The sequence below is a fragment of the Pseudomonas sp. AC016 genome (genome assembly GCF_979253365.1).
Genome location: NZ_CEEDCC010000001.1, coordinates 1 through 25,181, shown reverse-complemented (window position 1 = coordinate 25,181; position 25,181 = coordinate 1). Strand labels below are relative to the sequence as shown.

At 60.5% G+C, this 25,181-nt stretch carries 22 protein-coding genes and 1 tRNA gene; 6 read left to right on the top strand and 17 right to left on the bottom strand.

Annotated elements, in window-relative coordinates; translation table 11 throughout:
- Nucleotides 1–180 precede the first annotated feature (180 nt).
- The 3 genes from AC0IXS_RS00115 to AC0IXS_RS00105 all read right to left on the bottom strand — a co-directional run bounded on the left by AC0IXS_RS00115 (nt 181) and on the right by AC0IXS_RS00105 (nt 1,953).
- A complete protein-coding gene (locus tag AC0IXS_RS00115; protein WP_080663320.1) occupies nt 181–801 on the bottom strand; it encodes a LysR family transcriptional regulator substrate-binding protein in 621 nt (206 codons plus the stop codon).
- On the bottom strand, nt 798–1,046 hold the full coding sequence (locus AC0IXS_RS00110) for a helix-turn-helix domain-containing protein (protein ID WP_025993605.1): 249 nt from the start codon (nt 1,044–1,046) through the stop codon (nt 798–800). Before AC0IXS_RS00110 ends, AC0IXS_RS00115 begins: the two co-directional genes overlap by 4 nt.
- A gap of 301 nt (nt 1,047–1,347) precedes the next feature.
- The gene (locus AC0IXS_RS00105) at nt 1,348–1,953 is read right to left on the bottom strand and encodes a DJ-1/PfpI family protein (protein WP_004881916.1); all 606 of its coding nucleotides are present in this window, start codon (nt 1,951–1,953) and stop codon (nt 1,348–1,350) included.
- A gap of 132 nt (nt 1,954–2,085) precedes the next feature.
- Here AC0IXS_RS00105 and ftrA point away from each other — a divergent pair, with 132 nt between their 5' ends.
- Nucleotides 2,086–3,039: a transcriptional regulator FtrA gene (gene ftrA, locus AC0IXS_RS00100; protein ID WP_471823341.1), complete on the top strand. Its 954-nt coding sequence runs from the start codon at nt 2,086–2,088 to the stop codon at nt 3,037–3,039.
- Between the two features lie 491 nt (nt 3,040–3,530).
- Here the strand turns inward: ftrA and AC0IXS_RS00095 are convergent, their stop codons facing one another.
- The 13 genes from AC0IXS_RS00095 to acuR form a co-directional block, all read right to left on the bottom strand.
- A complete protein-coding gene (locus AC0IXS_RS00095; RefSeq protein ID WP_057410352.1) occupies nt 3,531–4,670 on the bottom strand; it encodes a serine hydrolase domain-containing protein in 1,140 nt (379 codons plus the stop codon).
- Between the two features lie 3 nt (nt 4,671–4,673).
- Nucleotides 4,674–5,828 carry an iron-containing alcohol dehydrogenase gene (locus tag AC0IXS_RS00090; protein ID WP_057410351.1) on the bottom strand — a complete coding sequence of 385 codons (1,155 nt, stop codon included), beginning with the start codon at nt 5,826–5,828 and terminating at the stop codon, nt 4,674–4,676.
- Between the two features lie 17 nt (nt 5,829–5,845).
- Nucleotides 5,846–6,490: a LysE family transporter gene (locus AC0IXS_RS00085; protein WP_025993601.1), complete on the bottom strand. Its 645-nt coding sequence runs from the start codon at nt 6,488–6,490 to the stop codon at nt 5,846–5,848.
- 14 nt (nt 6,491–6,504) lie between these two features.
- The gene (locus AC0IXS_RS00080) at nt 6,505–8,226 is read right to left on the bottom strand and encodes an FAD/NAD(P)-binding protein (RefSeq protein ID WP_191954463.1); all 1,722 of its coding nucleotides are present in this window, start codon (nt 8,224–8,226) and stop codon (nt 6,505–6,507) included.
- 86 nt (nt 8,227–8,312) lie between these two features.
- Nucleotides 8,313–10,322: a 2,3-diaminopropionate biosynthesis protein SbnB gene (gene sbnB, locus AC0IXS_RS00075; protein ID WP_081021829.1), complete on the bottom strand. Its 2,010-nt coding sequence runs from the start codon at nt 10,320–10,322 to the stop codon at nt 8,313–8,315.
- A gap of 5 nt (nt 10,323–10,327) precedes the next feature.
- Nucleotides 10,328–11,650, bottom strand: a complete 1,323-nt coding sequence (locus AC0IXS_RS00070) for a lysine N(6)-hydroxylase/L-ornithine N(5)-oxygenase family protein (protein WP_122690458.1) — start codon at nt 11,648–11,650, stop codon at nt 10,328–10,330.
- Between the two features lie 53 nt (nt 11,651–11,703).
- A complete protein-coding gene (locus AC0IXS_RS00065) occupies nt 11,704–12,681 on the bottom strand; it encodes an ABC transporter substrate-binding protein (protein WP_122668290.1) in 978 nt (325 codons plus the stop codon).
- Complete coding sequence (locus AC0IXS_RS00060) at nt 12,678–13,820, bottom strand: NAD(P)/FAD-dependent oxidoreductase (RefSeq protein WP_449117393.1); 1,143 nt, start codon at nt 13,818–13,820, stop codon at nt 12,678–12,680. Before AC0IXS_RS00060 ends, AC0IXS_RS00065 begins: the two co-directional genes overlap by 4 nt.
- A gap of 14 nt (nt 13,821–13,834) precedes the next feature.
- The gene (locus AC0IXS_RS00055) at nt 13,835–15,334 is read right to left on the bottom strand and encodes a methionine--tRNA ligase (RefSeq protein ID WP_122668288.1); all 1,500 of its coding nucleotides are present in this window, start codon (nt 15,332–15,334) and stop codon (nt 13,835–13,837) included.
- Entirely contained in the window at nt 15,327–15,719 is a 393-nt protein-coding gene (locus AC0IXS_RS00050; protein ID WP_004881905.1) for a cupin domain-containing protein, read from the bottom strand. The genes AC0IXS_RS00055 and AC0IXS_RS00050 overlap by 8 nt, the downstream gene beginning before the upstream one ends.
- Before the next feature lie 510 nt (nt 15,720–16,229).
- On the bottom strand, nt 16,230–17,195 hold the full coding sequence (locus AC0IXS_RS00045; protein ID WP_191954457.1) for a site-specific integrase: 966 nt from the start codon (nt 17,193–17,195) through the stop codon (nt 16,230–16,232).
- 884 nt (nt 17,196–18,079) lie between these two features.
- Nucleotides 18,080–19,075, bottom strand: coding sequence for an acrylyl-CoA reductase (NADPH) (acuI, locus tag AC0IXS_RS00040; protein ID WP_122668286.1), 996 nt, complete (start codon nt 19,073–19,075; stop codon nt 18,080–18,082).
- Between the two features lie 46 nt (nt 19,076–19,121).
- Complete coding sequence (gene acuR, locus AC0IXS_RS00035; RefSeq protein ID WP_057410172.1) at nt 19,122–19,766, bottom strand: acrylate utilization transcriptional regulator AcuR; 645 nt, start codon at nt 19,764–19,766, stop codon at nt 19,122–19,124.
- Between the two features lie 222 nt (nt 19,767–19,988).
- Between acuR and modA the strand changes: the two genes are divergently transcribed.
- The 4 genes from modA to AC0IXS_RS00015 all read left to right on the top strand — a co-directional run bounded on the left by modA (nt 19,989) and on the right by AC0IXS_RS00015 (nt 23,673).
- Nucleotides 19,989–20,756, top strand: a complete 768-nt coding sequence (gene modA, locus AC0IXS_RS00030) for a molybdate ABC transporter substrate-binding protein (protein WP_057410173.1) — start codon at nt 19,989–19,991, stop codon at nt 20,754–20,756.
- Entirely contained in the window at nt 20,757–21,437 is a 681-nt protein-coding gene (gene modB, locus AC0IXS_RS00025) for a molybdate ABC transporter permease subunit (RefSeq protein WP_122668285.1), read from the top strand.
- A gap of 3 nt (nt 21,438–21,440) precedes the next feature.
- Complete coding sequence (gene modC, locus AC0IXS_RS00020; protein ID WP_057410175.1) at nt 21,441–22,529, top strand: molybdenum ABC transporter ATP-binding protein; 1,089 nt, start codon at nt 21,441–21,443, stop codon at nt 22,527–22,529.
- Between the two features lie 88 nt (nt 22,530–22,617).
- On the top strand, nt 22,618–23,673 hold the full coding sequence (locus AC0IXS_RS00015; RefSeq protein WP_057410176.1) for a DNA topoisomerase IB: 1,056 nt from the start codon (nt 22,618–22,620) through the stop codon (nt 23,671–23,673).
- An 18-nt stretch (nt 23,674–23,691) separates the two neighbouring features.
- On the opposite strand, the gene AC0IXS_RS00010 is transcribed toward AC0IXS_RS00015, so the two are convergent.
- Entirely contained in the window at nt 23,692–24,087 is a 396-nt protein-coding gene (locus AC0IXS_RS00010) for a helix-turn-helix domain-containing protein (protein ID WP_122690465.1), read from the bottom strand.
- 429 nt (nt 24,088–24,516) lie between these two features.
- Between AC0IXS_RS00010 and AC0IXS_RS00005 the strand changes: the two genes are divergently transcribed.
- A tRNA-Leu gene (locus AC0IXS_RS00005) sits at nt 24,517–24,602 on the top strand.
- Nucleotides 24,603–25,181: the final 579 nt, after the last annotated feature.

Sequence of the window (25,181 nt, the reverse complement as noted above, 5' to 3'; positions counted from 1 at the left end):
TCTCGAATCGGCGGCGTTGGACGCTTGTGAACAAGCGCCCTGAATGTATTACCTATGGGTATGAGCCTTATGGGGGCAATTCGTTGCATCGGGCTGTAGCTTTCACGAGACAAGGCCCGCCCTCCGTCAAGCACACCATCACTTGCCGAAGGAATACGTTATCCACAGTCGAGCGTTTGCTCAATACCGCTGAACCGCCAGCACGCGCGGCTTCTTCAAAGCCTGAATCACTGCACTGGCGGCATTGGAAAGCAGCGAAGTCGGACGGGCCACCACACTGATGTGGCGCATGATCGTTCCCGGCAACGGTACCTGCTCCACCTCCCGCAAGTGTCCGTTGAGCAAGGCGCTGGGTAGAATCGAGATGCAATGCTGTCGGGCGATCAGGTCCAGCAGGGTTTCCAGACAACTGAGTTCACCGCGATGGCTGAGCCGCACCTGCGCGGACGCCAGTTGCTGGTGCAACCGGTCCACGCCGGGATGCCGCCAGGCAACATAGCGCGAAGTCTGCGACAGTTCGGTGAAGGTGCGGGTTTGCGTGTGCTTGCCTTTGGCGGTGACCAATACGTAGTGATCGGACCAGTGATGATGCTCGACGTAGTGCTCACCCAGCACGGTGCTGGGGAGAATCAGGATATCGGCTGCTTCTTTTATCAACGGCTCCAGCGACGGATTCTGTTCGCTGCCGTGCAGCACATTGAGATGGATGTCAGGGTAATGCCGGGCCAGAAAATCGAGTGAAGTGCCAAGGCTGGTCTCTTGAATGTGCGTGTAATAGTGGATCGTTACACTGCCGCTCACCCCATTTTTTTTAGTTGCTCAAGCGTCGCCATGATGCTGCCCAGGGTCTGGGAAATCACCCGACCGTCAGGCGTCAGTGTGCAGCCGGAGCGACTGCGGATGAACAGGCGTTTCTCGAAGAAATCTTCGACTTCCTTGATCGCGTAACTGATGTTCGACTGGCTACACCCCAGAATGGCAGCAGCTTCCGAGAACGAACCGTGCTGGGCAACGGTTTGAACGATTTTGAAGAAATGGGTTTTCATCTGTCCTGCACTCTGGATAAAGCGATGGTAGGCACGACCTGGCGCTGACGGGAAAGAGTCGGAAATACAAGAACCCCCGATGACATGCCCCTGTGCACGCTTGTCGGCAGCACAAAGAGCTCGGTCAGTCGGGGGTGCACGCAACCGCTGGAGTTTCTGGAAAGGGTCCTGCACAGATGCGTCAGCGCGCATGGCTCGGCAGCAGGACCCAAGACAAGGCAGAAAATCTGTCAGTCACCCGGAATATCAAATCCGATGTATCCAAAAAGCGGTACAGATCGCGGTAGGCGATGGAGCTGAATCAGTCGTTCTCGGTCCAGTCGAAGTCCAGTTGCAGCGCAGTGCGCTCGGCCAGCTCGCGGCTGTGCAGACGTTCAACCAGATGCAGACTCATGTCAATGCCGGCGGAAATGCCCGCCGACGTCACGAACGAACCTTCGTCGACCCAGCGCAAGGTGCTGAGAACATCCACCGACGGGAACATTTCCTTGAGATCGGCAATGTCTTCCCAATGGGTGGTGACCTGCTTGCCCGCCAGCTTGCCGGTCTTGGCAAGCATGAATGCGCCGGTGCACACGGCCGCGACAACACGCCCCGGTTCCGACTGATCGCTAATCCAGCGAATGACGTCCGGCTTTTCCAGCTCGGCGTTGACCACGCCACCCGGAACGATCAGGCAGTCCATGGCCGGGTGATCATTGATCGAGAAATCCGGGTCGACCTTCAGACCGGCCCGCGCACGCACAGAGGCAGTGCTGCGGCCGATGGTGAAGACATTGAACAGCGGCTTGTCATCACGACTGTTGCGCGCATGCATTCGAGTAGCGGTGGTGAACACTTCGTAGGGGCCCGCGAAGTCGAGAACTTCGACGTCGTCGTACACGTAGATACCGATATTGAGGGACACGAAATGGCTCCTGGGTCCGGTTGCCGGACCACATGCAGGGTTAAGGATTCACCTGAGTGACAGGCTTCAGATTACCCAGTAGCATCAGCACGAACCACTGTCCGAAATGCCAATATCCGGTAACATCGCGCCATGAAAAATCATCTCGTTGTCGCCTTGATCTATAACCAGCTCTGCACCTTCGAATTTGGCTGCACAGTCGAGGTATTCGCCCTCAAACGGCCCGAACTGGGCGTCAGCTGGTATGAATTTGCGACCTTCCCGGTCGATGCCGGGCCGATCACGGCTGCCGGGGGCATTACTATCGTGCCGACGTCGGGCGATGTGCTACTGGAAAACGCCGATACCATCATCGTGCCCGGCTGGCGCGGGGTTGAATCAAAGGTGCCACAGCGCCTTATCGAACAGCTTCAGGCCGCCCATGCCCGTGGCGCGCGTATCTGCTCGATCTGCACCGGGGCGTTCGTGCTGGCGGCAGCGGGGTTGCTCGACGGTCATAAGGTCACCACTCACTGGCGTTACACCGACCTGCTGGCCACCATGTATCCGGGGCTGACCATTCAGCCCAACGAACTGTATGTCGATCAGGGCAGCATCGTCACGGCGGCAGGATCTGCGGCCGGACTGGACATGATGCTGCATCTGGTGCGCAACGATCATGGCTCGCGTGTGGCGAATATGGTGGCGCAACGCATGGTGATCCCGCCCCATCGCGAAGGCGGACAGTCGCAATACGCCTCGCGGCAACTGGTGTCGGCCAACGACGGCCCGATTTCCAATCTGATGGACTGGATCCGCAGCGACCTGAACCGGCCGCACACCATCAAGGAAATGGCTTCACGTGCCGCAGTCAGTACTCGCACCTTGCACCGCAGCTTCATGGAAAGCACGGGACTTACGCCCTACGACTGGTTGCTGGGTGAGCGCGTGGCGTATGCAAAGGAATTGCTGGAGTCGTCGAAGTTGCGGCTGAACGAGGTGGTGGACCGAACCGGCTTCGGCTCCGAAGAGTCGTTCCGGCGGCACTTCCGTAATCTGGTGGGCGTCAGCCCGAGCAGCTACCGCAAACAGTTTGCGCGGGTTTGATCAGGCACTGATCGTGCCCACGCGAAGCGTTCATCGTTATACACAAGTCCGCCTCAACACTGATCGTGCCCATCGCTCCGCGTGGGCATGCCTCCCGTGACGCTCCGCGTCACAAATGGCACAGACTGCGGACTCAGTGAGCCGAGCGCATGGCTTCAGTCACCTTTTCGCCCCTCGGCGACTCACTTTGACGGAGCAAAGTAAGCAAACTCCTTCGCTCCGGTTCCGGCCCCGGCTTCGCCGGGGTTCCTTCGTCCTGACACTGATTCGGGGGTCGCTGCAAATGGGCCATCCATGGCCCAGTGCAGCTCAATCGGCATCCATGCCGATTGCCCCCCGAATCAGCGCCAGGACTCAGCCTTCACCCACGTCGCAATCGGCGGTGTCCGCACTATCGCGCAAAAAAGCACGGCAGTGCCGCTGTCTCACTGGATAGCCAGATGACTTGTGTATAACGCTGAGTGCTCCACGGGGGCACGATCAGCTTCCGTTCATGAATAAACCGCCTCAACCAACGCATCCGCAAACCTGCCCCAGGCGCCCGCCACGGCGGTATTGGTCAGCACAACCAGACTGATCTCCGATACCGGATCGACCCAGTAATGACTACCATACACACCGCACCATGACCAGGTGCCAGCACCCTGTCGCTGCCCGGCGGCCAGCGGGTCGGCGAGGATCACTGGCCCCAGGCCGAACGTCCAGCCGGCGCACCTGCCCTTGAGGGTCACCTTGCCAATGGCGTTACTCAGCAACGCCGCCGTACTTACGGAATTCAACAAAGGCGCGCCGCCCAGACGCAGGCATTCCAGCAGTTTCAGGTAATCATCGGCATTACCCAACATGCCTGCGCCACCTGATTCATAGCCCTGCGCATCGTAGACCCGGCCCGACGACACCCTGGCCGTTCCACTTTCAAGCATCAGCACGTCGTCATCACCGATACGTTCGGGAGCGTCAGCACTGTCTTTATAAGCACGCGCCAGCCGACCCTGATCCTGCCTGAACGAGGTCGACGCCATGCCCAGGGGCCGGGTGACCTGCTCTTCGATGACCTGCGACAACGCACGGCCGGTGCCTTGCTCGATCACAGCACCCAGCACGTCGGTCGCCAGCGAATACCCCCAGGCAGTGCCGGGTTCGAACAGCAACGGCAACTTCGCCAGACGAGTCAGGTTTTCCTGCAGATCAAACGCCATACGGTCCAGCCCGTCCGACACGCCCGCCAACGCATAAGCGTTACCTGCCGGCTGTTCGAACCCATAGCCGAGCCCGGAGCTGTGCGACAGCAGATGACGCAGGGTGATGACCGGCTCCCGGCCATCGCTCAGACGGGGCCGAAACGCTGGCAGCCAGTCCGTTACCGGCGCATCCAGACTCAAAATGCCTTGCTCGCAAAGCTGCAACACAGCCACCGATGTCAGCAGTTTGGTCAGCGACGCCAGGCGAAAACGTGTACCGCGAGTCACACTCACCCGCCGTTCCCGATCCGCCCAGCCCCTGGCGCTGACGTAGCGCAACACACCGCCCTGCGCCACCAGCAATACACCGCCGACGATCCGCCCGGAATCGACCCAGCCTTGCCAGACCTCGGCCAGAAGCTGAACCGCCCGCTCATCCACCTGCACCATGAATCACTGCCCCCTCACCGCTCGCGTGAATATCGCGGCGTAGGCCTCGGCCGAATGGCGAATCGGATTGGTGTGCGAGCAACCGTCCGCAAATGCCATCTGGCCCACCAACTCGGCGTCCTGATCATGGATGCCGATTTCAGCCAGCGTGTGAGGAATGCCGATCTGCTCGCGCAGGCTCAGTACCCAGTCCATCACGCCACTGAAACCGGACGTGGGCAGACGCAGGTAAACCGCCAGATCGTCCATTTGCTGCAACAGGGCGGACCGATTGGCGTCCAGCACGTAAGGCAGCAGGATGGCGTTGAGCAAGCCGTGATGCTGGTCGTACAGCGCGCCCAGGCTCTGCGCAATGGCGTGCACACCACCCAATCCTCGCTGAAACGCCGCCGCGCCCAGACTGGACGCCACCAGCATCTGCTGGCGCGCTTCCAGATCCTGCCCGTCCGCGACGACGCGAGGCAGATACGCTTTGATCATCTGCATACCCTTCACCGACACTGCTTCAGCCATTGGGTGCCAGACCGGCGAGCACCAGGACTCCATGCAATGCGTCAGCGCGTCGGCGCCGGTTGCAGCGGTCAGGTGCGTAGGCAGATCCAGCGTCAGGTTGGCATCCAGAATGGCGATGCGCGGCATCATGCGGATGTGCAGGATGGTGCGTTTGACCTGCGCCTGCTCGTCCGTAATCACCGATGCCCTGCCCACTTCGGAGCCTGTGCCCGCAGTGGTTGGCAGCGCGATGACCGGGGCGATGCCCAGAGGGTTGGCGCGCAGATGATTCTGGCCGATGTCCTCGAAGTCCCACAGCGGCAGGGTTTGCCCTGACATCAGCGCCACCGCCTTGGCGGCGTCCAGTGCCGAGCCACCGCCGAAGGCAATCACACCGTCGTGGTCGCCCGCTTTATAGGCTTCCAGCCCGTCGGCAACATTGGTGCCGGTCGGGTTGCCCTTGACCCGGTCAAACAGCCCGCAATGGCCCAACTGTTGTCGGCAGTCCTCTACAGCGCTACGGATCATGTCCGTACTGCCCAGAAACCGATCGGTGACCAGCAGTGGACGTTTGATGCCTGTCACACGGCAAGCGTCAGCCAGCTCTGCGGCGCGCCCGGCGCCTGCGCGAATGGAGGTCGGGTAATGCCAGTCATTGTTGTACATGGTGTCGTTCCTTGAAATCAGTTGATCAGACCGGCCGGCAGCAGGCCGATCAGCAGGCGTATACCGAACGCGATCATGAAAAGCCCGGTCACGATGTCGATGGCCTTTTTCATGCGCTGATAACGGGCCTGCACCGCCGGAATCGAAAACAGCGTGGCCAGCAGCACGAACCAGGAGATCGCCAGAATGGCAATGATCGACACCCCGGCCGTGCGCACCCACATCGGCATGCCCGGCGTGGTCACGGTGGTGAACACGCTGGTGTAGAACGCCAGCGCCTTGGGGTTGGTCAGGTTGGTGAACAGGCCAAAACGGTAGGCACGGCTGAGACTGCCGATGCCCAGCGCGCCAATGTCGCGAGGTTTGGGCTGGCTGCCCGCGCTGCGCAGGCTCTTGGTGCCCAGCCAGGTCAGGTACGCCCCGCCCAGCAGTTGCAGGGCCGGTTGCAGCCAGGGCAGTTGTTGAAATATCAGGCCCAGCCCGGTGGCTGCGAGCAATGCCCAGAGGATGCTGCCCGAAGCAACACCCAGTCCGGCGCAGATGCCTTGTTGCCGGGACTGGCTGAACGACAACTGGGTGATGACCAGAAAGTTCGGGCCGGGGCTGATGATCAGGACAATGAAAGCACCGGCGAGCGCCGTCAGCAGAGTGATCTCGTACATATAGCCAATTCCTTTTAGAGGGTTGAAAAAGAGGTGATGGAAAGGGAGTCGCAGCGATTGACCGAGAGCGCAGCCAGGCAGGTCTCGGCAACCTGTCGCGCCTCGATCAGCGCACGGCAGGTCGGGTCTGGCGTGGGCACGTAGTGGTTGTAGAAGGTGCAGCCTTCAACGATCGGCCCCAGTGCCCAAAGGCGCGAATGAACGCCGCCGTCGGCACGCACGACGCGCCCGGACGGGTCCGTCGCCACTCCGTCAGCCGGATACGCATGAGCGGGACGAACAAGGCCCTGACGCAGCAGGTCGTTCAACAGCGGATCGCGACGGGAAGAAAGACCGTGGTGCGCCACACGCGCCCGGATCAGCGTGTCGAACGGCACAGGCGAACCGGACGCATCCTCCATGGGCGGCAGGACGGTCACGACACCGGCCTGGATCAGCGCCAGCAGGTCTTCGTAACGCTCTTTCTGCGGGCCGCCGACCAGTCGATTCGACAGCCCGGCCCACTGGCCATAAAACGCCAGTGTCGATGCCTCGGTCAGGCCGCCGCGATCCGCCACACGCCGCAGCAGGTCGCGATAATCACGCCACACCTCCAGTGCCTGACGAACCGGGCTGCTCGCGGTGCCCAGGCGACTCAACGCCAGCTCACGCGCGATCCAGCGTTCGAACCACTGCGCATACGATTCTTCATCGCCGGACCAGCGCTCGGTGACCAGCCACTGTTCGGGCTCGAAATCGCCCCACTGTTCGGCCAGCGCCTTGAACAATCTGTGGCGTGAAGCCCGATCAGTCGCGTTACCGAGCTTCTGCTGCAACAACTGCAACTCCCGGGGCGCGTCGAGCCAGACTCTGGCCTGCCAGAACACCGCGCACATTTCGTCCTTGATCAACGGCAGCACATCACGCTCGAAATCGAGCCGTCCGGTCGCGCTCTGCTGGCGCAGTTCGACAATGGCTTCAGCGGTAAAGAACGTTCTCGGCAGCGCAGCACGGACAGAAGGATGCCATTGGGGCCGGGCGTGAAAGGGCAACCCTGAGCGCGAATACAGCGCGATCCTCGGCTCCATCCCGGACGGCAGATAGCGCCAGCCGGCATGGCCTGGATCGGGCACATAGCGTCCGCCGCGTCCCTGAGTGAGCTGTGCCAGTGTGTCCATCGCAGTCAGGCCCAGCCCTTCGATCAATACCGACTCGCCGATGGCAGGTCGCTCATCTGCCGCTGACGAGTGGCCACAGGTCAGCAGCACTGCGTCGACATCCAGTTCGCGAACCGTCGTTTGCAGACGAAAACCTGTATCGACGGTCAGTTCACGACAACCAGTGACCACCTCGGTGTGGTGGCGCACTTCGACATGCGCAGGGCATTGCTTGAGCAGAAATCGATAGCTGTCCTGCAAATAACGCCCCAGCAGTTTGCGCGGCACGAAGTCGCCGAACGCAACCGGCCTGCCCTTCCCGTCCGCATTGACATGGCCTCGTTCATCGAGCGTGACTCCCTTGGCCTGGCACCACTGTAAAAAGGTCCAGCCCGCAGGTTCTGAGACTGGAAAGACCGACGAAAACGCCGAGAGCTGACCCGCCATGGTGTTGAGCATCAGGTAATCGGGCTGTTCGACAAGGTGCAGGCCGCTGCCGGGCGTCCGAGGATCGAATACCTCGATGCGCAGCCGTTGCGCACCCGTTTTGCGACTCAAGCCTATCAACTGTTCCAGAACGCTGAGGCCACGCGAGCCCATGCCGATGATCGCGATCAATCGCGGCTCAGGTTCGAACAGCCGGACAGGGAGTTCGACGCGATCAAGAGAACGTGTCTGCATGTCGGTCACCAGCGGTTCGATTCGAAGAAGAACTGCGGCACCGGCAAGGCGCCACCTTCGGCCAAGGCCTGCCCGTAGATCCGCTGCCCTACAGCCAGGTCGAGTACGCCCAGGCCGAACGGCGAGAAGATAGAGGCCCGATCCGGGCTCAGTTCCACTTGCCCTGTCATCAATTGCGCCAGCGTGCCGGTGATGAACGAGCGGTCCTGATACTGCTGCACCGCCAGGTCAGGCGAGGTCTGAGCTTTCAGGCAATGCTCGACGTCATCCAGAATGTTGTTGGCGCAGGCGATCACCTCGGGGCCAAGATCACGCAGCGAGATGTTCAATACCAACTGGCCCGGCCGGAACACCGGCTCCAGGACATAAGGACTCGGCGCCGTGGTGGCGAACACCACCACATCAGCCTGCAGGCTGTTGTCCAGATCTGCCAGCTCACTGACCAGCCGATGCCGGGTCGCGGCGTGATCGACCAGCGCCCGTGCCGAATCGGCGTGCTGATCGAACACACTCACTGTACCCAGCGTCCAGCCATCGCTGACGAACATGTCCAGAATGCTGCGCGCAATGAATCCGGCACCAATAAACGCCATGCGCGGGACGTGTTTGTGATGACGATTCATCCAGCGCGCACCCAGCACTGCAGAGGCTGCGGTACGCATGGCGCTGATTCGCGACGCTTCCAGGCAGGCGAAGGCGTAGCCGGTCTGCGGATCGTTGAGGATCAACACGGCCGAAGCGCGTTGCAGACCCGAGTCCGTATTGCCGGGAAAGCTGGAAATCCACTTGATGCCACTGACAGGCTGTTCCCCGCACAAGCTGGCAGGCAGCGCGATGATGCGGTTGGCCGGTGCCTCGGGAAACCGCAGAAAGTAACTGTCGGGGTTGATCGTGCGGCCTGCTTCATGGGCCAGATAAGCGTCTTCGACGTCATCGATGCAGGCCTGAGGATCCGCCGCCAGCAGCCTCGCGACCACTTCACCATCGATCACATGGAACGGCGCCTGACGCGAGCGCTCGGTTGCCAGATAGGTGGTCCAGTTCGGCATGATCGGCATGTCCGCCAGGGTCATGTTCAACACGTCGCTGCCGAAATGCCGTTCGACCCAAAGGTCGTCATAGAGCGTGTCCAGATAGCGCTCGCCCCAGTCCGGCGACAGGGCCACCACCACCGAACCGGGTTCGATGCGGTCGCGCCAGGCGTGAACCGCCGCCGCTACCGTTGCGGTCGAGCCGCCGACCAGCAGACCTTTGGTGCGCGCCAGAATCCGGCACATGGCAACGGTGCGCGACTCGGGCACCATCTCCAGCGCGTGAACCCCGTCGGCATTGAAAATCGGCGGGCGCTGGCTGGTGCCCAGGCCCGGAATATAGCGACGGCTGGCCGGAGTGTTGAAAGTCACCGAGCCGACGCTGTCAACGGCAATGATTCTGGTGGTCGGGTGATGGCGCCGGAAATGCTGAAGGCAGCCCATCAGGGTGCCGGTGGTGCCTGCCCCGACGAACAGGTAATCGACATGCCCGAAATGCTGGCTGATGGAGCGCGCCGTGGTGCGTGCATGGGCGCGCGGGTTGGCCGCGTTTTCATACTGGTTGAGCCACATGTAACGCGGATCGCTGCCGATTTTTTCGCGAATCAGCGCGATGCGCGTGCCGAGGAAACCTCCATTTTCGTCCGGCGTCTCGACCCGGATGACCTCGGCGCCGTAAGTACGCATCATGCGAATGTTGTGATTGGAGCTGTTGGGATCGACCACGCAGGTGAAACGAATCCCGCGTTCAGCGCAGAGCATGGCCAGCGCCACACCCAGGTTGCCCGACGACGACTCGATCAGAATCGTGTCCGGGCCGATCAGGCCGCGTGATTGCAGGTCATCCACCAGGCCTACGGCGGTCTTGAGCTTGATCGAACCTGCCGGGTTGAGGGATTCCATTTTCAGGAAGAAGTCATGCCCAAGCCCCGAGACTCTGAGAAAGGTCCGGTCGTGAATAATGTCGCAGATGGTGTCGTACATGGGGGTCACTTCCACTGTGCCAGTAACGGTGCATCGGCCATGCACTCGACGGTCTGTTCAAGGGCATTGGCGATGCGTTCGGCGCGCAGGGCCATGAGGGAAAACGATTGGCTGTCGCTGATGCCGTGGCTGCGCTCGGAAAGGCCGTTGACCCAGAGGTTCACGTCGCAGTCCTCGTCCATCGAGACGTGATAATCCCGGTCGATCAGCAGACCGCCGTCCAGATCCGCCTTGAGCCAGGGTTGCAGCCCGCTCAGCAACGGCGGAATCAGGTATTGCTCGTAGCCGGTGCCCAGCACCACAGCGTCGACTTCCAGCAACTGGGTGCGCTGACTGAAGGTGTCGGTGACCTCGACGCGATAACCGGTTTCGGCCTGTTCGATGGACGAAATGACGCTGTAGCCGTAGGTCTGCAGACGCTTGCGCCCGGCAATGGCGTCCTCGTAGATCAGTGAAAACAGCTTCTGGCTTTCGTCCGGGTCGATGCCCGCGTAATTGGTCGAACGGCTCCAGTCGAGAAAGCGATGCCGCGCTGCGTGGTTGAGGCTGTGGAAGTAATCAACGTGATCCGGCGCAAAAACGCGGTTGGGGAACTGCCCCAGTTGGGTCAGTTTGAAACCGGCAGAACGGTGCACCGAGTGCACCTCGATGCCCACGTCACGCCCCACCAGTTCCAGCACCGACTCGCTGGCGCTCTGACCCGACCCCAGCACCAGCCAGCGCCTGGGCAGGTTTTCACCGAAGGCTTGCAGACGGGTCAGGAATTGCGAGGTATGGAACAGCCTCGGCCCGATCAGCGACTGGAACATCGCCGGAATGCGCGGCGCACTGCCGCTCGACAACACGACGTTGCGGGTGGTGAAACAGGCATCCTGCGTGCGGACTTTCAGCTCGCAAAGTCGGCCGTCACGGAGTACCGGAGCGATTTCGGTGACCTGCGAATTGAAGTGGGTATCGCTATCGACCTGCTGCGACACCCAGGCCACGTAATCCGACCATTCATGTCGGCTGGCAGGCCGGCCCAGAAGGCCGAAGTCGAACATCCGGCCTTTGCTCTTCAGATACATGGCAAACGAGAAGCGGCTGCGCGGGTTGCGCGGCGTGACCAGGTCGCGAAACACGTGGTGATTGATGTCAGTCCCGGTGAGCAGCAACTCCCGATGCCACTGGGTGTCTGCTGCGGCTTCCAGAAATCGCATTGAAAGCGCCGCCAGCGGGCTGTTATCTTCCCGCGCATCTTCGAAGGCGCAGGCCAGAGCGATACCCGCCGGGCCGAAACCGATGCACACGGCGTCCGATTGATAAGGGTGTGGTGTTGAATGACCCATGAGATTCCCATCCTTAGAGTTGGCATAAAGCCTTGAAAAAGCGGCCGTGAAGATCAAAGAGGTTCTGCAATCAGCCCCTCGGGACCGACTCTCCAGACGCTGTTGAATGCACTTCGGTACTCGCCCTGATCGAAGCTGACCGCGCCCAGCGGCGTGTTGAAGGTGGTGTGGTTGAGCACATCCAGCAGCTGTTCCCTGCGCCACGCGCTGTTGGCCAGGATTGCCAGCACGTAGAGCATCAGCAGGCTTTCCCGGTAATAGGTCTGCGGCAGGACGCCGAACAGCGACCGGTGCAGTGCGTGCGATATGTCGTTCTGCAGCGGGCCGGGCGGCACGCCGAAGCCGATGACCCAGGTGTTGCTGTCATGCGCAGGCGCGCAGCCCAGATGTGGCGAAGCTGCGTCGTCGGTCAGGATCAGCGGCCGCGTACTTCCAGCCTGGCGTCGTGCCTGCCAGTGCTCGCGACTGGCGCGCAGACGCCCGGCGAACACTTCAACATCGGCCTGCTCGAGTTCGCTCACGATTTGCAGGCCAGCGGTTTCAAGTGCATCGCCAATCGCCACGACCAATGCCTGGCCATGGGCGCTGTCATCGGCTTGAAGGTGCACCGAGCCCCAACGGCGTGCCGACAGCCAGGCCGTCAGGTCCGACGCCAACTGTCGGTCGGACGGACAAAACCGAAATACATTGAGGTGCTCGACCGTCAGTCGATCAATCGTCGCCGCAGGTGTCAGCAACGCTATACCCGCCCGTTGATACAGCGGAGCTGCGTCGATGGCGGCATCGGAAGAAAAATGACCAATGACCAGATCCGCCCGCCAGTCGATCATCTGTTGCGCCACCTCGGCACCCCGACGGGCGTTGGCACCGTCATCCAGAAAGTGCCACTGCACGCGGCCCAGTCCCGGAATAACGTTGCGCGCCACGGCGAGCGCCCTGAGAAAAGTGCGCGCATGGGGCGTGTCATCCGGGTCGAACAGTGCACTGACGCCGACCCGCAAGGTTTCAGGCGCCTGCAACATGACGCTCATGGCTGCACTCCCTGCCGAACCGCGCTGCGCTGCAACGAATCCGGCGCAAGTGCGGACCAGCCATTACACGACGCACGTTGTCCGGAAACGCGCTCACGCAATTGCTCGAACGCGATCTGCGCAATGCCCGGCGCGAACTTGAAGCCCAGCCCGGACATGCCGGCCGCTACATAGATCGGGCTCTGTTCGTCACAAAAGCCCAGCACCGGGCGACCGTCCGCGCTGTAGCTGTCGAAGCCCGGCAGAACGTCCAGCACACGAACCTGCGCCGCCCAGGCGTCGGACAACTGCGCAACGCGCTTGCGAGCATCCTCGGCATGGCGTGCGTCCGGCAGTGCCAGATGCTCCGGCCACACACCGCTGTCGCGCAGGCCGCAACCGGTCTGCACGATGTTGCGGGTCAGCGGGATGCCGTAGCTCTGGGTGACAGCGTCGATGACCGGCACGGACCACTCGCTGTCGGTCATGACCCGCGCCAGCGGAATCGAGCGTGCTTCCAGCGCCAGGTGCGGCACCAGACGCTGACTCCAGGCTCCGGTCGCCACCACCACAGCGCGACAGCGCAAGGTCGCATCACCCAGGTCGATGTGCACCAGGTCGCTGGACCGGCAGTCGATGGCCATGATCTCGCGATGTTCCAGCAGCAAGCCGTGCTGGCGCACCACGCCACACAACGCGGCCACCGCCTGACGCACATTGCCGACACAGGCCTGCGGCTCGAACAGATTGACCCGCTCTTCGTCCGCAAAACGCGGATAACGGCTGCCATCGAGCTCGCGACTGCTCAGCAGGCGCATGGGGTATTGCTCGCTGCCGTAATGCTTGATGGCGCGACACAGGCTGTCGAGTTGATCGGGTGCGGCCCGGTAGATCACGCCGGTGCGCCTTAACGCCTGATGGTAGGTGGTGGCGAACACGCCCTCTTCCATCTTGCAGATGGAATAAGCCGCCAGGTCCATCAGCAGCAGGTCGTTGTCGTACAGACGCACCAGCCCCCCGGAGTAGCCGCTGGCCCCGAGGCTGCCTGCTGCACCCTTGTCGATCAGCGCGACCGACATTCCTGCGCTGCACAGCTTCGCCGCGATACTGGCACCGGTGATCCCTGCGCCAATGACCGCTATTTCATGTTCGATGAACATCGTGAAGAGTCCGTTCAGATGGAGTATTCGGCAGCAGAGCCCGACATGACCGTGGCGTTGACCCGCGCTTCGGGCAAATTGAATGCGCTGACAATCCGCGCCGACATCTCCGGAATCAGCGCCTTGCCGATGACCGCTATGAACGCTGCGAGATGGCTGACCGGTCGACCTTCCGCCAGCCGCGTGCGGGTGATGGCGATCACATCCAGTAGCACCTGCGCCATGCCTTTCATGGAGAAGTGATTCGGCTCGCAGGCCTTGCTCCACTGCAGACGCAGCGCTTCCAGCAAACCGGCATCGGTGCCGCACACGCCACTCCACCAACTGGTGTCGTTCTGCGCACCGGTTGCAAGCAAGGCCGGGAAAAACGCTCCGAACACGTCCGCGCGCCATTGCAGGAAATGCTGCAGACGGAAGTCGCCCTCGCTCTCCTCCGGCGCAATGCTCGCCAGGTACAGACGAGCGCTGTCGGCGCAGGCTTCGCGCGCCAGTTCCCCGACCCAGATGGCGTGGTTGCGGCTGGTCGACAGATTGAGTCCGTCCAGCTTGAGAAACTGATTGGGCACGAAACGTTGCTGAACCCGAATGTCATCCATCACCGACAGCTGCGCCGGGTAGACGACGGCGTGGCTGAAAACGCAATCGAAGCCAAGAAAATGCACCAGCGTGCCCTGCCCCGACTGCCAGTACTGACGGAACAGCTCCGGACGACCGATGCGGTCGGCGTATTCGCGAAAGGCAGCCATGTAGCCGGGCAGCCCCATGAACCAGGTGTGCACCCGGCACGAGCCGTCGGCCTGAAGGTCGAGCCCGCCATCCTGCGGACGCGTGACGCCCCAGTCGTGGATGTGCTCCAGCGTGTCGCGCAGCCAGGCATTCAGCGGACTGCGCCACTGGCGATCCAGCAGCCGTTCACGCAGCGCGGGCTTGCAGGCTGCCAGTTTCAGGAACGCGCGGTGTGCGGTTTTCCATTGCGAAGGCTGTTTGCACAACTTGCAGTGCAGTCCCGTCATCAATTGCGCGTCAGGCGCCTGCGCGCAGTTCTCGCATTGGCTGGCGTCAGACTCGACACCGCAATAGTTGCAATTGCCCCGTGCAAACGCCTCGTAACCCCAGACGTCGCAGTCAGGGCAGTAAGGTTCGCTCGAATCGCGAAACTCGATCAGCCCTGCGTCGCGGACCTTGCCGAACACCTCGGCAACCGCCTCGGCGAACCAGTGGTTGTCGTAAGGGCGCATCCAGTTGTCCGGCTGGATGTTGATCGCGGCCAGCGAGGCTTCGATGCGGTCGGAGTTGCGATTGGCAAGTTCTACCGGATCGGTTCCGGTTTCCAGGCCCTTGCGCAACATGTAGGACTGATAGTCGTCCGAATAGGACAGCAGAACACAGTCGTGGCCGCGCTGACGTTGAACCCGGGTGAAGACATCGGCTGCCAGAAACGGACCGGCAATATGGCCGATGTGCAAATCACCATTGGGCGTGGGGGGCGTGATGGTGACAATGAACTTAGTCATCAAGGCACCCCGTGGTTTCGCAGTGCTGCTCGACAAACGCGTTCACGTAGTTCATGTCCCACCACACCACGTAGAAATGAAAGTCCTCATCGGAATCATTGATGACGTAATGGTTGGTATGTTTCGGAATGGCCGCTATGTCGCCCACGTCGAACGGCATGACCTTGTCGCCCACCACCAGCCGGGCACTGCCCTTGATGGCAATGAAGATCTCCTGGTCGATCTGGGTATGCGCTTCGCTGCAGGTGCCCGGACGCACCACACACCAGCCGCCTGCAAACGGCATCGGGTAGCCTTCCCAGGGCAACAGACGACTGCCGTCGAGCCCATACTCATGTACCAGGGCGTCGAAGTCGGTTTTACGGTGTATATCGAACTTTTCCATGCTCAGACCCGTGTGTTGTGAGTGGGGCAAAGCATGAAATTCGCTGCAACAATTGGCTATCCGATCCCTTGATAGGTCGCAACGGTCGAATCGAATTTCTGGATGGCTGGGCGCGCAAACAGCCGCAGGTCCATGCCGGAAGCCACGCCAGGTAGTCGTTTTTGGAGACTGGGAAACTCGGGGGAGAGTTACGCTGTTAAAGCTTTTTCGCAGCCTTGGTGCATCTTAAAGTTATTGGACATGTCAGCGCGTTTTAAGTAGCTCAACATGCCTGGACATCGCCAAGTTGCAGCACGTTATGGACGGTGATAGTCACTATCGACAATGCTGATAATCGATTTTTGGCGGCCAATGTTACTGTTGCCGTCGATGAATGAACATGTTTCCCGGCGGCGCGAATCCGCATCGCGACGCCGATGAATACCTGCTCTTCTTCATCACTCCTTTGGTTAGATCTTTAAGCCACCCCACACCCCAGTGAGGTGGCTTTTTTTTGCCTGTGGATCGACGCTACAGGTCGAAGCGATCCACCACGTTGCGCCGCTCGTTCTCGCTGCGCATGTCGTAGCTGGCAGTGGTTGCGATATGCGTGTGATGCGCCAGCTTCTGAGCGATCGACAAATCGTATTCTTCGATGACCCGCGTGATGAACGAGCGCCGGAAGTCGTGGGGCATGATGTTGACCCCCACCTGTTGCCCGCGCTGTTTGGCGATGAAATAGATCGCATGCTTGGTGATGCGCTCACGGGTGATGTTGCTGCCCCGGCGAATCCGGTTGAACAGAAACAGATCATCGTCCTTTCCCGGTGGCAGGCAGGAGCGGCGCAGCTCCAGCCAGTCATTCAACGCGCCGAACGCCCATTCGGGGGCGTACTTGACTAATTGTTTGTTGCCCTTGCCCATCACCCGCAGGCTGCGCTCGGAAAAGTCCACCTGAGCCAGGTCCAGATTCACCGATTCCGACTTGCGCATCCCAGAACCGTAGAGAATCGCGATGATCGCGGCGTCCCGCCGACCTTGCGGCCTGGGATCGGCGGCGCAGACGTCCATCAACTCACGGATCAGCGTGCGTCTGATGTTCCGCCCCTTGGCCAGACGCGTACCGTTGACCGGCTTGATCGAGCGGATTTTCAACAACTGATCGTGACTGATCAGGTCATGACGCCACGCCTCGTTCATCACACCGCGAATCGCATTGACGTACAGCGACGTGGTGTTGGGTGCGTAGTCGTCCTCACGCAGCGCCGAAACCAGCGCGGTGACATGACCGGGTTGCAGGGTGTGCCAGGGAATATCGAAGATATCGACGTCGGCCATTCCCAATCGGTCAGCGGCGTCCTGCAGAACGTACTTCATGGTCAGGCGACTGGAAGGAGCGAGACGCGCCAGATAAAGCTGCAGCGGATTGCTGACATCCGGCAGCGAAGGCGATTGCCGGGGGCTTGCAGCCTGGTCGGAGGATGGATCGTGCGACATGTCGGGCAAGGCCTTTGTGGTGCAAGTGCAGGCGAAACGGCCCTGCACTTTTCAATCAATTCGAAGCACTTTAACACGCTGTAAACGATCAGGGATCTCAAGCGCACTGACGATGCCCACGCTGCGTGGACATGCATCCCGTGACGCTCCGCGTCACATCTCGGCCGGACGCAGAGCATCCTGAGAGGCGTTACCACGCTGGAGCGTGGTAACGATGATATTCCCGACGCTGATCGTGCCCATGCTCCGCGCTCATCGTTATACACAAGTCCGCAAGACGCGCAAAACGGGGGGCAAAACGAAAGTGACTGACGGAATGCATACCCCGTGGGAGGCGGCTTGCCGGCGATGGCGTCAGTTCAGTCACTGATAGGTCGCTTCAGAAAACGCATCGCCGGCAAGCCGCCTCCCGCAGTTCGTGGTCGCAGCAAGACTCGGGTATAACGCTGAGCACAGCATGGGCATGATCGGCGTGCTTGAGATCACGCTGATCGTTCCTACGCTCCGCGTGGGAATGCCTCCCAGGACGCTCCGCGTCCGCTCTCGAATGTGGCGCAGATGCGTGGACAAGCTCCAGCGTTATCCACGTCATGCGCTCGGCTCACTGAATCCGCAATCTGTGCCATTTGTGACGCAGAGCGTCACGGGAGGCATGCCCACGCGGAGCGATGGGCACGATCAGTGTCGAGGCGGACTTGTGTATAACGATGAGTGCTCCGCGTGGGTATGCAGCCTGTGACGCTCCGCGTCACAAATGGCACAGGCTGCGGCTCTCAGCGAGCCGACCGCATGGCTCAAGTCACCTTTTCGCCCTTAGAGGACTTACTTGAGGGCCAAAGTGAGCAACACCCTTTGCCCCAAGCCAGCGCTATCAGCCCATTTCCCTATCGACCCGTATCTACCACCACACGGCCACGCACCTGACCGGCAATCAGTTGCGGCGCGATATCGATCACCTCACTCAGGCCAATTTCGCGGCTGATCAGTGGCAGCAACGAAGTGTCCAGATCGACAGCCAGTCTCGACCAGGCCTCAAGACGATCGGCTTGAGGCCGGGTGACGCTGTCGATCCCGGCCAGCGTGACGCCGCGCAGAATGAAAGGCGCGACCGAGCCGGGGAAATCCATGCCCTGCGCCAGACCGCAGGCAGCAACGATGCCACGGTATTTGATACCGGCGCAGACATTGACCAGCGTATGGCTGCCCACCGAATCCACCGCAGCGGCCCACTGCTCTTTCGCCAGCGGGCGACCCGGCTCGGAGAGCGTTGCCCTGTCGATGATTCGCGCAGCGCCCAGCTGTTTCAGGTAGTCACTCTCCGCAACGCGTCCTGTGGAGGCAACGACCTGATAGCCGAGCTTCGCCAGAATGGCGATGGTGAAGCTGCCCACGCCACCATTGGCCCCGGTGACCAGCACCTCGCCGTGTTCGGGCTTCACGCCATGCTTCTCCAGCGCGATAACACTCAGCATCGCCGTGTAACCTGCCGTGCCGATGGCCATCGCCTGGCTGGGCGTGAACGCCTCCGGCAGCGGAATCAGCCACTCGCTCTTCAGCCGGGCCATTTGCGCGAGACCGCCCCAGTGCCCTTCACCCACGCCCCATCCATTGAGCAGCACTTTATCGCCAGCCTTGAATGCCGAGGCCTGACTCTCCTCGACGATACCCGTCAGATCGATCCCCGGCACCATGGGAAAGCTGCGAACAATGGGGCTCTTGCCGGTCAGAGCGAGGGCATCCTTGTAGTTGAGCGTGCTGTGGGAAACGCGCACGGTGACGTCGCCTTCGGGCAGGTCTGCCTCGTTCACCGCAGTCAGTTTCACGCGGTAACCCGACACGTCCTTATCAATCACAATGGCGTTGAATGTGCTTACAGGCATGGGCGCCTCCAATTTAGACCGATCGTCTTTAAATAGATCAGAAAGCTCATTGCGGCAATCCGCGAAGAAAACCGGCAATGAATGTGTTCAACGGGGTATCGCTTTTGACCAGCCGGGCACGCAGCACGGCGCCCTCCCAGCCAATCCAGAAAAAAGCAGCCAGTTCGTCGCAGTCTGCATCCCAGGCCAGTTCGCCGTGCTTCTGAGCGGCTCGCAGGCAAACGGCAAGTCTGGACTGCCAATCAAGCAGTGTCTGCTCCAGCACCTCGCGGAAGGCTTCGGGCAACAGGCAGATTTCCTGCCCCAGATTGCCGACCATGCAGCCACGACGATAATCGTGACGAGCCATACCGGCCTTGGCGCTCTGCACGAAACCGACCAGACGCTCCAGTGGCGACAGGCTTTCGTCCAGAAACCAGCGGTCCAGCCGTTGCGCGAAATATCGGCAGTACTCGTCCAGAACCGCGCGACCAAACGCCTCCTTGCTGGGGAAATAGTGATAGAACGATCCCTTGGGAACGCCTATTTCCTTGAGGATGTAGTCGATCCCGGTCGCAGAGAAGCCCTGCTCCGTCAGCACTTCAAGGCCGCGGCGCAGCAACGTCTCACGGGTTTCGAGATTGTCCCGGTCCACTTTGGGTGGACGCCCGGGACGGCGCGGCTGGACAGCCTGATTGAGTAATGTGGTCATGGAGGGGATATTAGACCGATCGTCTTTTATGTCAATCGAACATTGGGCAGGTGCTCGCTCACATCGGGTGGACTGACCCGAAAACTGGCGGACAGCACACTGGGCATTTTGAACCGCCCTTGAAACATCGCTTTCAGAAAGGTGGAACATCGCTATATATTTAGATATATAGCGAAACGCCTCCAGTCCGGTGGCGTGCCTTCAATCTTCCGGAGTGGCTGCATGTTAGCGTCCCCGCTTAAAAACCTTGTGAAACTCACCGCGTTTGTCGCTGCCATCGCAAGTGCCACTTCCGCCCTGGCTGACGAAGTTCAGGTCGCTGTAGCCGCCAACTTCACCGCACCGATCCAGGCCATCGCCAAGGACTTCGAGCGGGACACCGGCCACAAGCTCGTCGCTGCGTTTGGTGCCACAGGCCAGATCTACACCCAGATCAAGAATGGCGCGCCATTCGAAGTATTCCTGTCTGCCGATGACACCACGCCTGCGAAGCTCGAACAGGAAGGCGATACCGTCAAGGGTTCGCGCTTTACCTACGCCGTCGGGACACTGGCGCTGTGGTCGCCGAAAGACGGCTATGTCGACGATCAAGGCAACGTGCTCAAGGGCAATCAGTACGAGCACCTGTCCATCGCCAACCCCAAGACCGCGCCTTACGGGCTGGCCGCTACCCAGGTACTGAGCAAGCTGGGCCTGACCGATACCACCAAAGCGAAAATCGTTGAAGGCCAGAGCATCACCCAGGCTTACCAGTTCGTTTCTACGGGTAACGCGGAACTGGGCTTCGTGGCCCTGTCGCAGATTTACAAGGACGGCAAACTGACCAGCGGCTCGGCATGGATCGTTCCGGCAGCCCTGCATGACCCTATCAAGCAGGACGCGGTGATTCTCAACAAGGGCAAGGACAGCGCCGCCGCCAAGGCGCTGGTCGACTACCTGAAAGGTCCGCAAGCAGCCGCCATCATCAAGTCGTTCGGATATCAGCTGTAAATGCCTTTGGGAAGCGCCGACATCGCGGCGATCTGGCTGACGCTGAAGCTCGCCTCGCTGACCACCGTGATCCTGCTGGTGATCGGCACGCCCATCGCGCTGTGGTTGTCGCGCACCGACTCGTGGCTCAAGGGTCCGGTCGGTGCCGTCGTCGCCCTGCCCCTCGTTCTGCCGCCGACCGTCATTGGCTTCTATCTGTTGCTGTTGCTCGGCCCCAACGGTGCTCTCGGTCAGTTGACCCAGAGTCTTGGGTTGGGAACGTTGACGTTCAGTTTTACCGGGCTGGTCATCGGCTCGGTGCTCTACTCGATGCCCTTCGTGGTACAGCCACTGCAGAACGCTTTTTCAGCCATCGGCACGCGCCCACTGGAGGTCGCCGCAACGTTGCGGGCCGGCCCTTGGGACACGTTCTTCCACGTCATTCTGCCGCTGGCAAAACCCGGCTTTATTACCGGGGCGATTTTGGGGTTTGCGCACACAGTCGGTGAATTTGGGGTGGTATTGATGATCGGCGGCAACATCCCCGAGAAGACCCGCGTGGTGTCGGTGCAGATCTTCGACCACGTCGAATCCATGGAATACCTGCAGGCACACTGGCTGGCCGGGTCAATGCTGGTGTTTTCATTTCTGGTCCTGCTGGCGCTCTATTCCAGCGGCAAATCCAAAACGGGATGGAGTTGATCGATGGCCTCGCCTGTCGAAGTGCGCTTGCAGATGAGTTACCCGGACTTTCGCATGGACCTGGACCTGGTGCTGCCCGGCTCCGGCGTGACCGCGCTTTATGGCCCTTCCGGCTCCGGCAAGACCACTTGCCTGCGCTGTATCGCCGGCCTGGAAAAAGCCCCGCACGGCGTTATCCGGGTCAATGATGAAGTCTGGCAGGACAGCGACAAAGGCGTCTTTGTAGCACCCCACAAACGTCCCATCGGTTATGTGTTTCAGGAAGCCAGCCTCTTCACGCACCTGTCAGTCAGGGAAAACCTGGAATTCGGCTTCAAACGGATCGCCCGCAATCAGCGCAGCATTCAGCTACAGCAGGCTGCCGAGTTGCTGGGCATCGATCACTTGCTCGAACGGCGCCCTGACAATCTCTCCGGCGGCGAGCGTCAACGTGTCGGCATTGCCCGCGCGCTGCTGACCAGTCCGCGCCTGATGCTGCTTGATGAACCGCTGTCAGCGCTGGACAGCCGCCGCAAAAGCGAAATCCTGCCCTACCTGGAACGCCTGCATCGAGAGCTGGATATCCCGATGCTGTATGTCAGCCATGCACAAGACGAAGTGGCGCGTCTGGCTGATCATCTGGTGGTGCTTGAAGCGGGCAGCGTGCTGGCCAGCGGGCCGATCCGGGAAACCCTGGCGCGTCTTGATCTACCGTTGGCCATGGGCGGTAACGCAGGCGTGGTGATCGAAGGCACGGTGAGCGCCTACGATCCTCACTATCAACTGCTGACCATCACCCTGCCCGACAGCAAACTCTCGATGCGCGTCGCGCACGCCGACATGCAACCGGGCACGCTGTTGCGCATCAAGGTGCAGGCGAGGGATGTCAGCCTCAGTCTGCAGCCTGACGACCAGAGCAGCATTCTGAACCGCTTGCCGGTGGTAATGATCGAGGAAATGGTCGCCGACAACTCGGCGCACGTACTGGTCAGGCTGGACGCAGGCGGGACGCCATTGCTGGCCCGCATCACCCGTTATTCCAGCGATCACCTCAAACTGCATCGCGGCCAATCGCTGTGGGCGCAGATCAAGGCAGTGGCGGTACTCGCGTAATGGCGATCGGCCGCAAACCAGACGCAAATAAACGGCACCACCGCAAAACGTCGCGGTCAGTGTTTTTAACTGCCTCTGGAATTCCGCCATGCCTGACTCGACCATCATCAGCCCACTCGCCAGCGACCTGCATTACGTAGACGACAGCCAGCCGGGGTTCACGCGCAAGGTCCTGCGCGGCAAGTTCGCGTACTTCAATACCAAAGGCGAGCGCATCAAGGACGAGTCGGAGATCAAGCGTATCAACGCGCTGGCTGTGCCGCCCGCCTACACCGACGTCTGGATCTGCGCCGACCCCAACGGCCACCTGCAGGCGACGGGGCGTGATGCACGCGGTCGCAAACAGTACCGCTATCACCCGCGCTGGCGCGAGATACGCGATCAGGACAAATACTCGCGCATGATCGAGTTCGGTCATGCCCTGCCCAAGGTACGCAAGCAGATCGAGGCACAGCTCGCTCAGCCTGGCATGGGCAGGGAGAAGGTCATGGCGACGGTGGTTTCATTGCTCGACGCCACGCTGATCCGCATCGGCAACAGTCAATACGCCAAGGAAAACCGCTCCTACGGTCTGACTACATTGCGAAACAAGCACGTCGAAGTGAAAGGCGGACAGATCATGTTCGAGTTTCGCGGCAAAAGTGGCGTCGAGCACAGCGTTACGGTGAAAGACCGGCGTCTGGCTAACGTGATCAAACGCTGCATGGAGCTGCCCGGCCAGAACCTGTTTCAATACCTGGACGACGATGGCGTGCGCCACACCGTCACCTCCTCGGACATCAATGCTTACCTGCAAAGCCTCACCGGTTCGGACTTCACCGCCAAGGATTATCGGACCTGGGCCGCAAGCGCGCTGGCTCTGGCTACTCTCCAGAAGCTGCATTGGGAGCCCGAAGCCGACGCGAAAAAGCACATCGTCGACATGGTCAAGGCCGTTTCGAAGCAGCTGGGTAACACCCCCGCCATCTGCCGCAAGTGCTACATCCACCCGGCGGTGCTCGAGGGTTTTCTGCTCGGCAATCTTGCAAAACTTCCTCGTCTCAGGCAACGCAAGGGACTGCGGCTGGAAGAGGTCGCGCTGGCCAGCTACCTGCGCATGCTGGCGGACCGCATCGAAGCCCAGGCCGAAAAGATCAAAGCCTGATCCACTCACCCCCGTCGATCATTGCTCCGCTGTGACAGGAATATCCACAGGCCCGATTCGCGATTTCCTGTCCACCGTGTCGTAGGCTTGGGAGAGCTCTTCGATGGTCGTCACGAGGTGACGTACCGCATGCTGAACGTCCACAAAGATGTCGTCCGACGCGAAGCCTGCGCTGCTCATCCGCTGAATGATGCTATCCAGTTCGGCACCGCCCGTGCGCCTGCCGATCAGCACATACAGAACATCCACGCCTGCGTTGGCAACCGCAGCCAGATAATCGGCTTTCGGAACCCGTTCGCCGCTTTCATACCGTCCCTGCGCATTGGCAGCGACGCCCCCGAAATGTCCCAGTTCACGCTGTGAAAGCCCCAGACGCTTGCGCTGCTGCTTCAACCTTGTGCCTATATCGCTCATAGCCCTGTCGTCCATACCTGCGGTGAAAATCAATTTTCAGTCAAACGTCCATATATTGTCTGGGCATGCCTGAGCGGATCCACTTAGAGCCGCAGGTGTATAGCTTTCAGCCGCTATCCTCTGATCACGCACAGCCTTTTCTCATATATCACGTAAGGATTTCAACTGGAGGTTATCGAATCAACCCCGGCAATTAGGCAAATGTGTCGAAATATGTATCAAATTCCGACTATTCAGTTGATGCCCGGTAACACCTGGACGACTGCTGCACTCGCCGCCCCGGCACCCGGCCAGTAGGCAGTGTTTCGTAGCCCCCTGATTTATCGAAGGATTTTTTCGAAACCCGCATCACATCCTGCACCCTTCGAAGCATTTGCAAGCTTGCGTAGCGATGACGAGGTGTATATATTCCCCGCTCTTGGCGCTACCGCCCCGATGGCGAAATTGGTAGACGCAAGGGACTTAAAATCCCTCGTCCTCTGGACGTGCCGGTTCGACCCCGGCTCGGGGCACCACATATAAAACAAGGGCTTGCGTGCTTTCAGTGCGCGGGCCTTTTGTTTTATCTGCTCCGCAAATAAAGTCGCGGTCCGCAATCGGATCACGCCAATACCGTTTTCGTCTTACCGGTAGGCATCCGCAATGTGACGCACATGACCAGCGTCATCGACAACAGCAATGCTCAGTCAAGAAAGATCATCAAACCGGAAGCGCTCCCAATTGATGATCCGGGGACGAAGCCGATACGGCGCGATTTGTGGCATGCCAAAGCTGAGTGGGGATCTGCGGCCCACGATCTGAAACTGGCGATGGATGAGTTCGCGGCTCTGTACGGACAACGATTTACGAGTGGCTCAAACAATGGCTGGCCTGACGCCAGGCCGCCACCAGGTCTGACAAGAATCAGGCAGCTCCCCGTCCGTCACTCTTCCTCCTCGTCCCTGGTCTCTTCCTCCTCAATGATCTCAGCCTCTTCATCAAGGGTCTCATCCGGCTCATCGACGAGTTCATCGTACTCATCGATTACCCCGTATCCCTCACTGATGATCCCGAACTGAACGCTGCCGACGTCATCCTCGTCATTGAGGATCTCT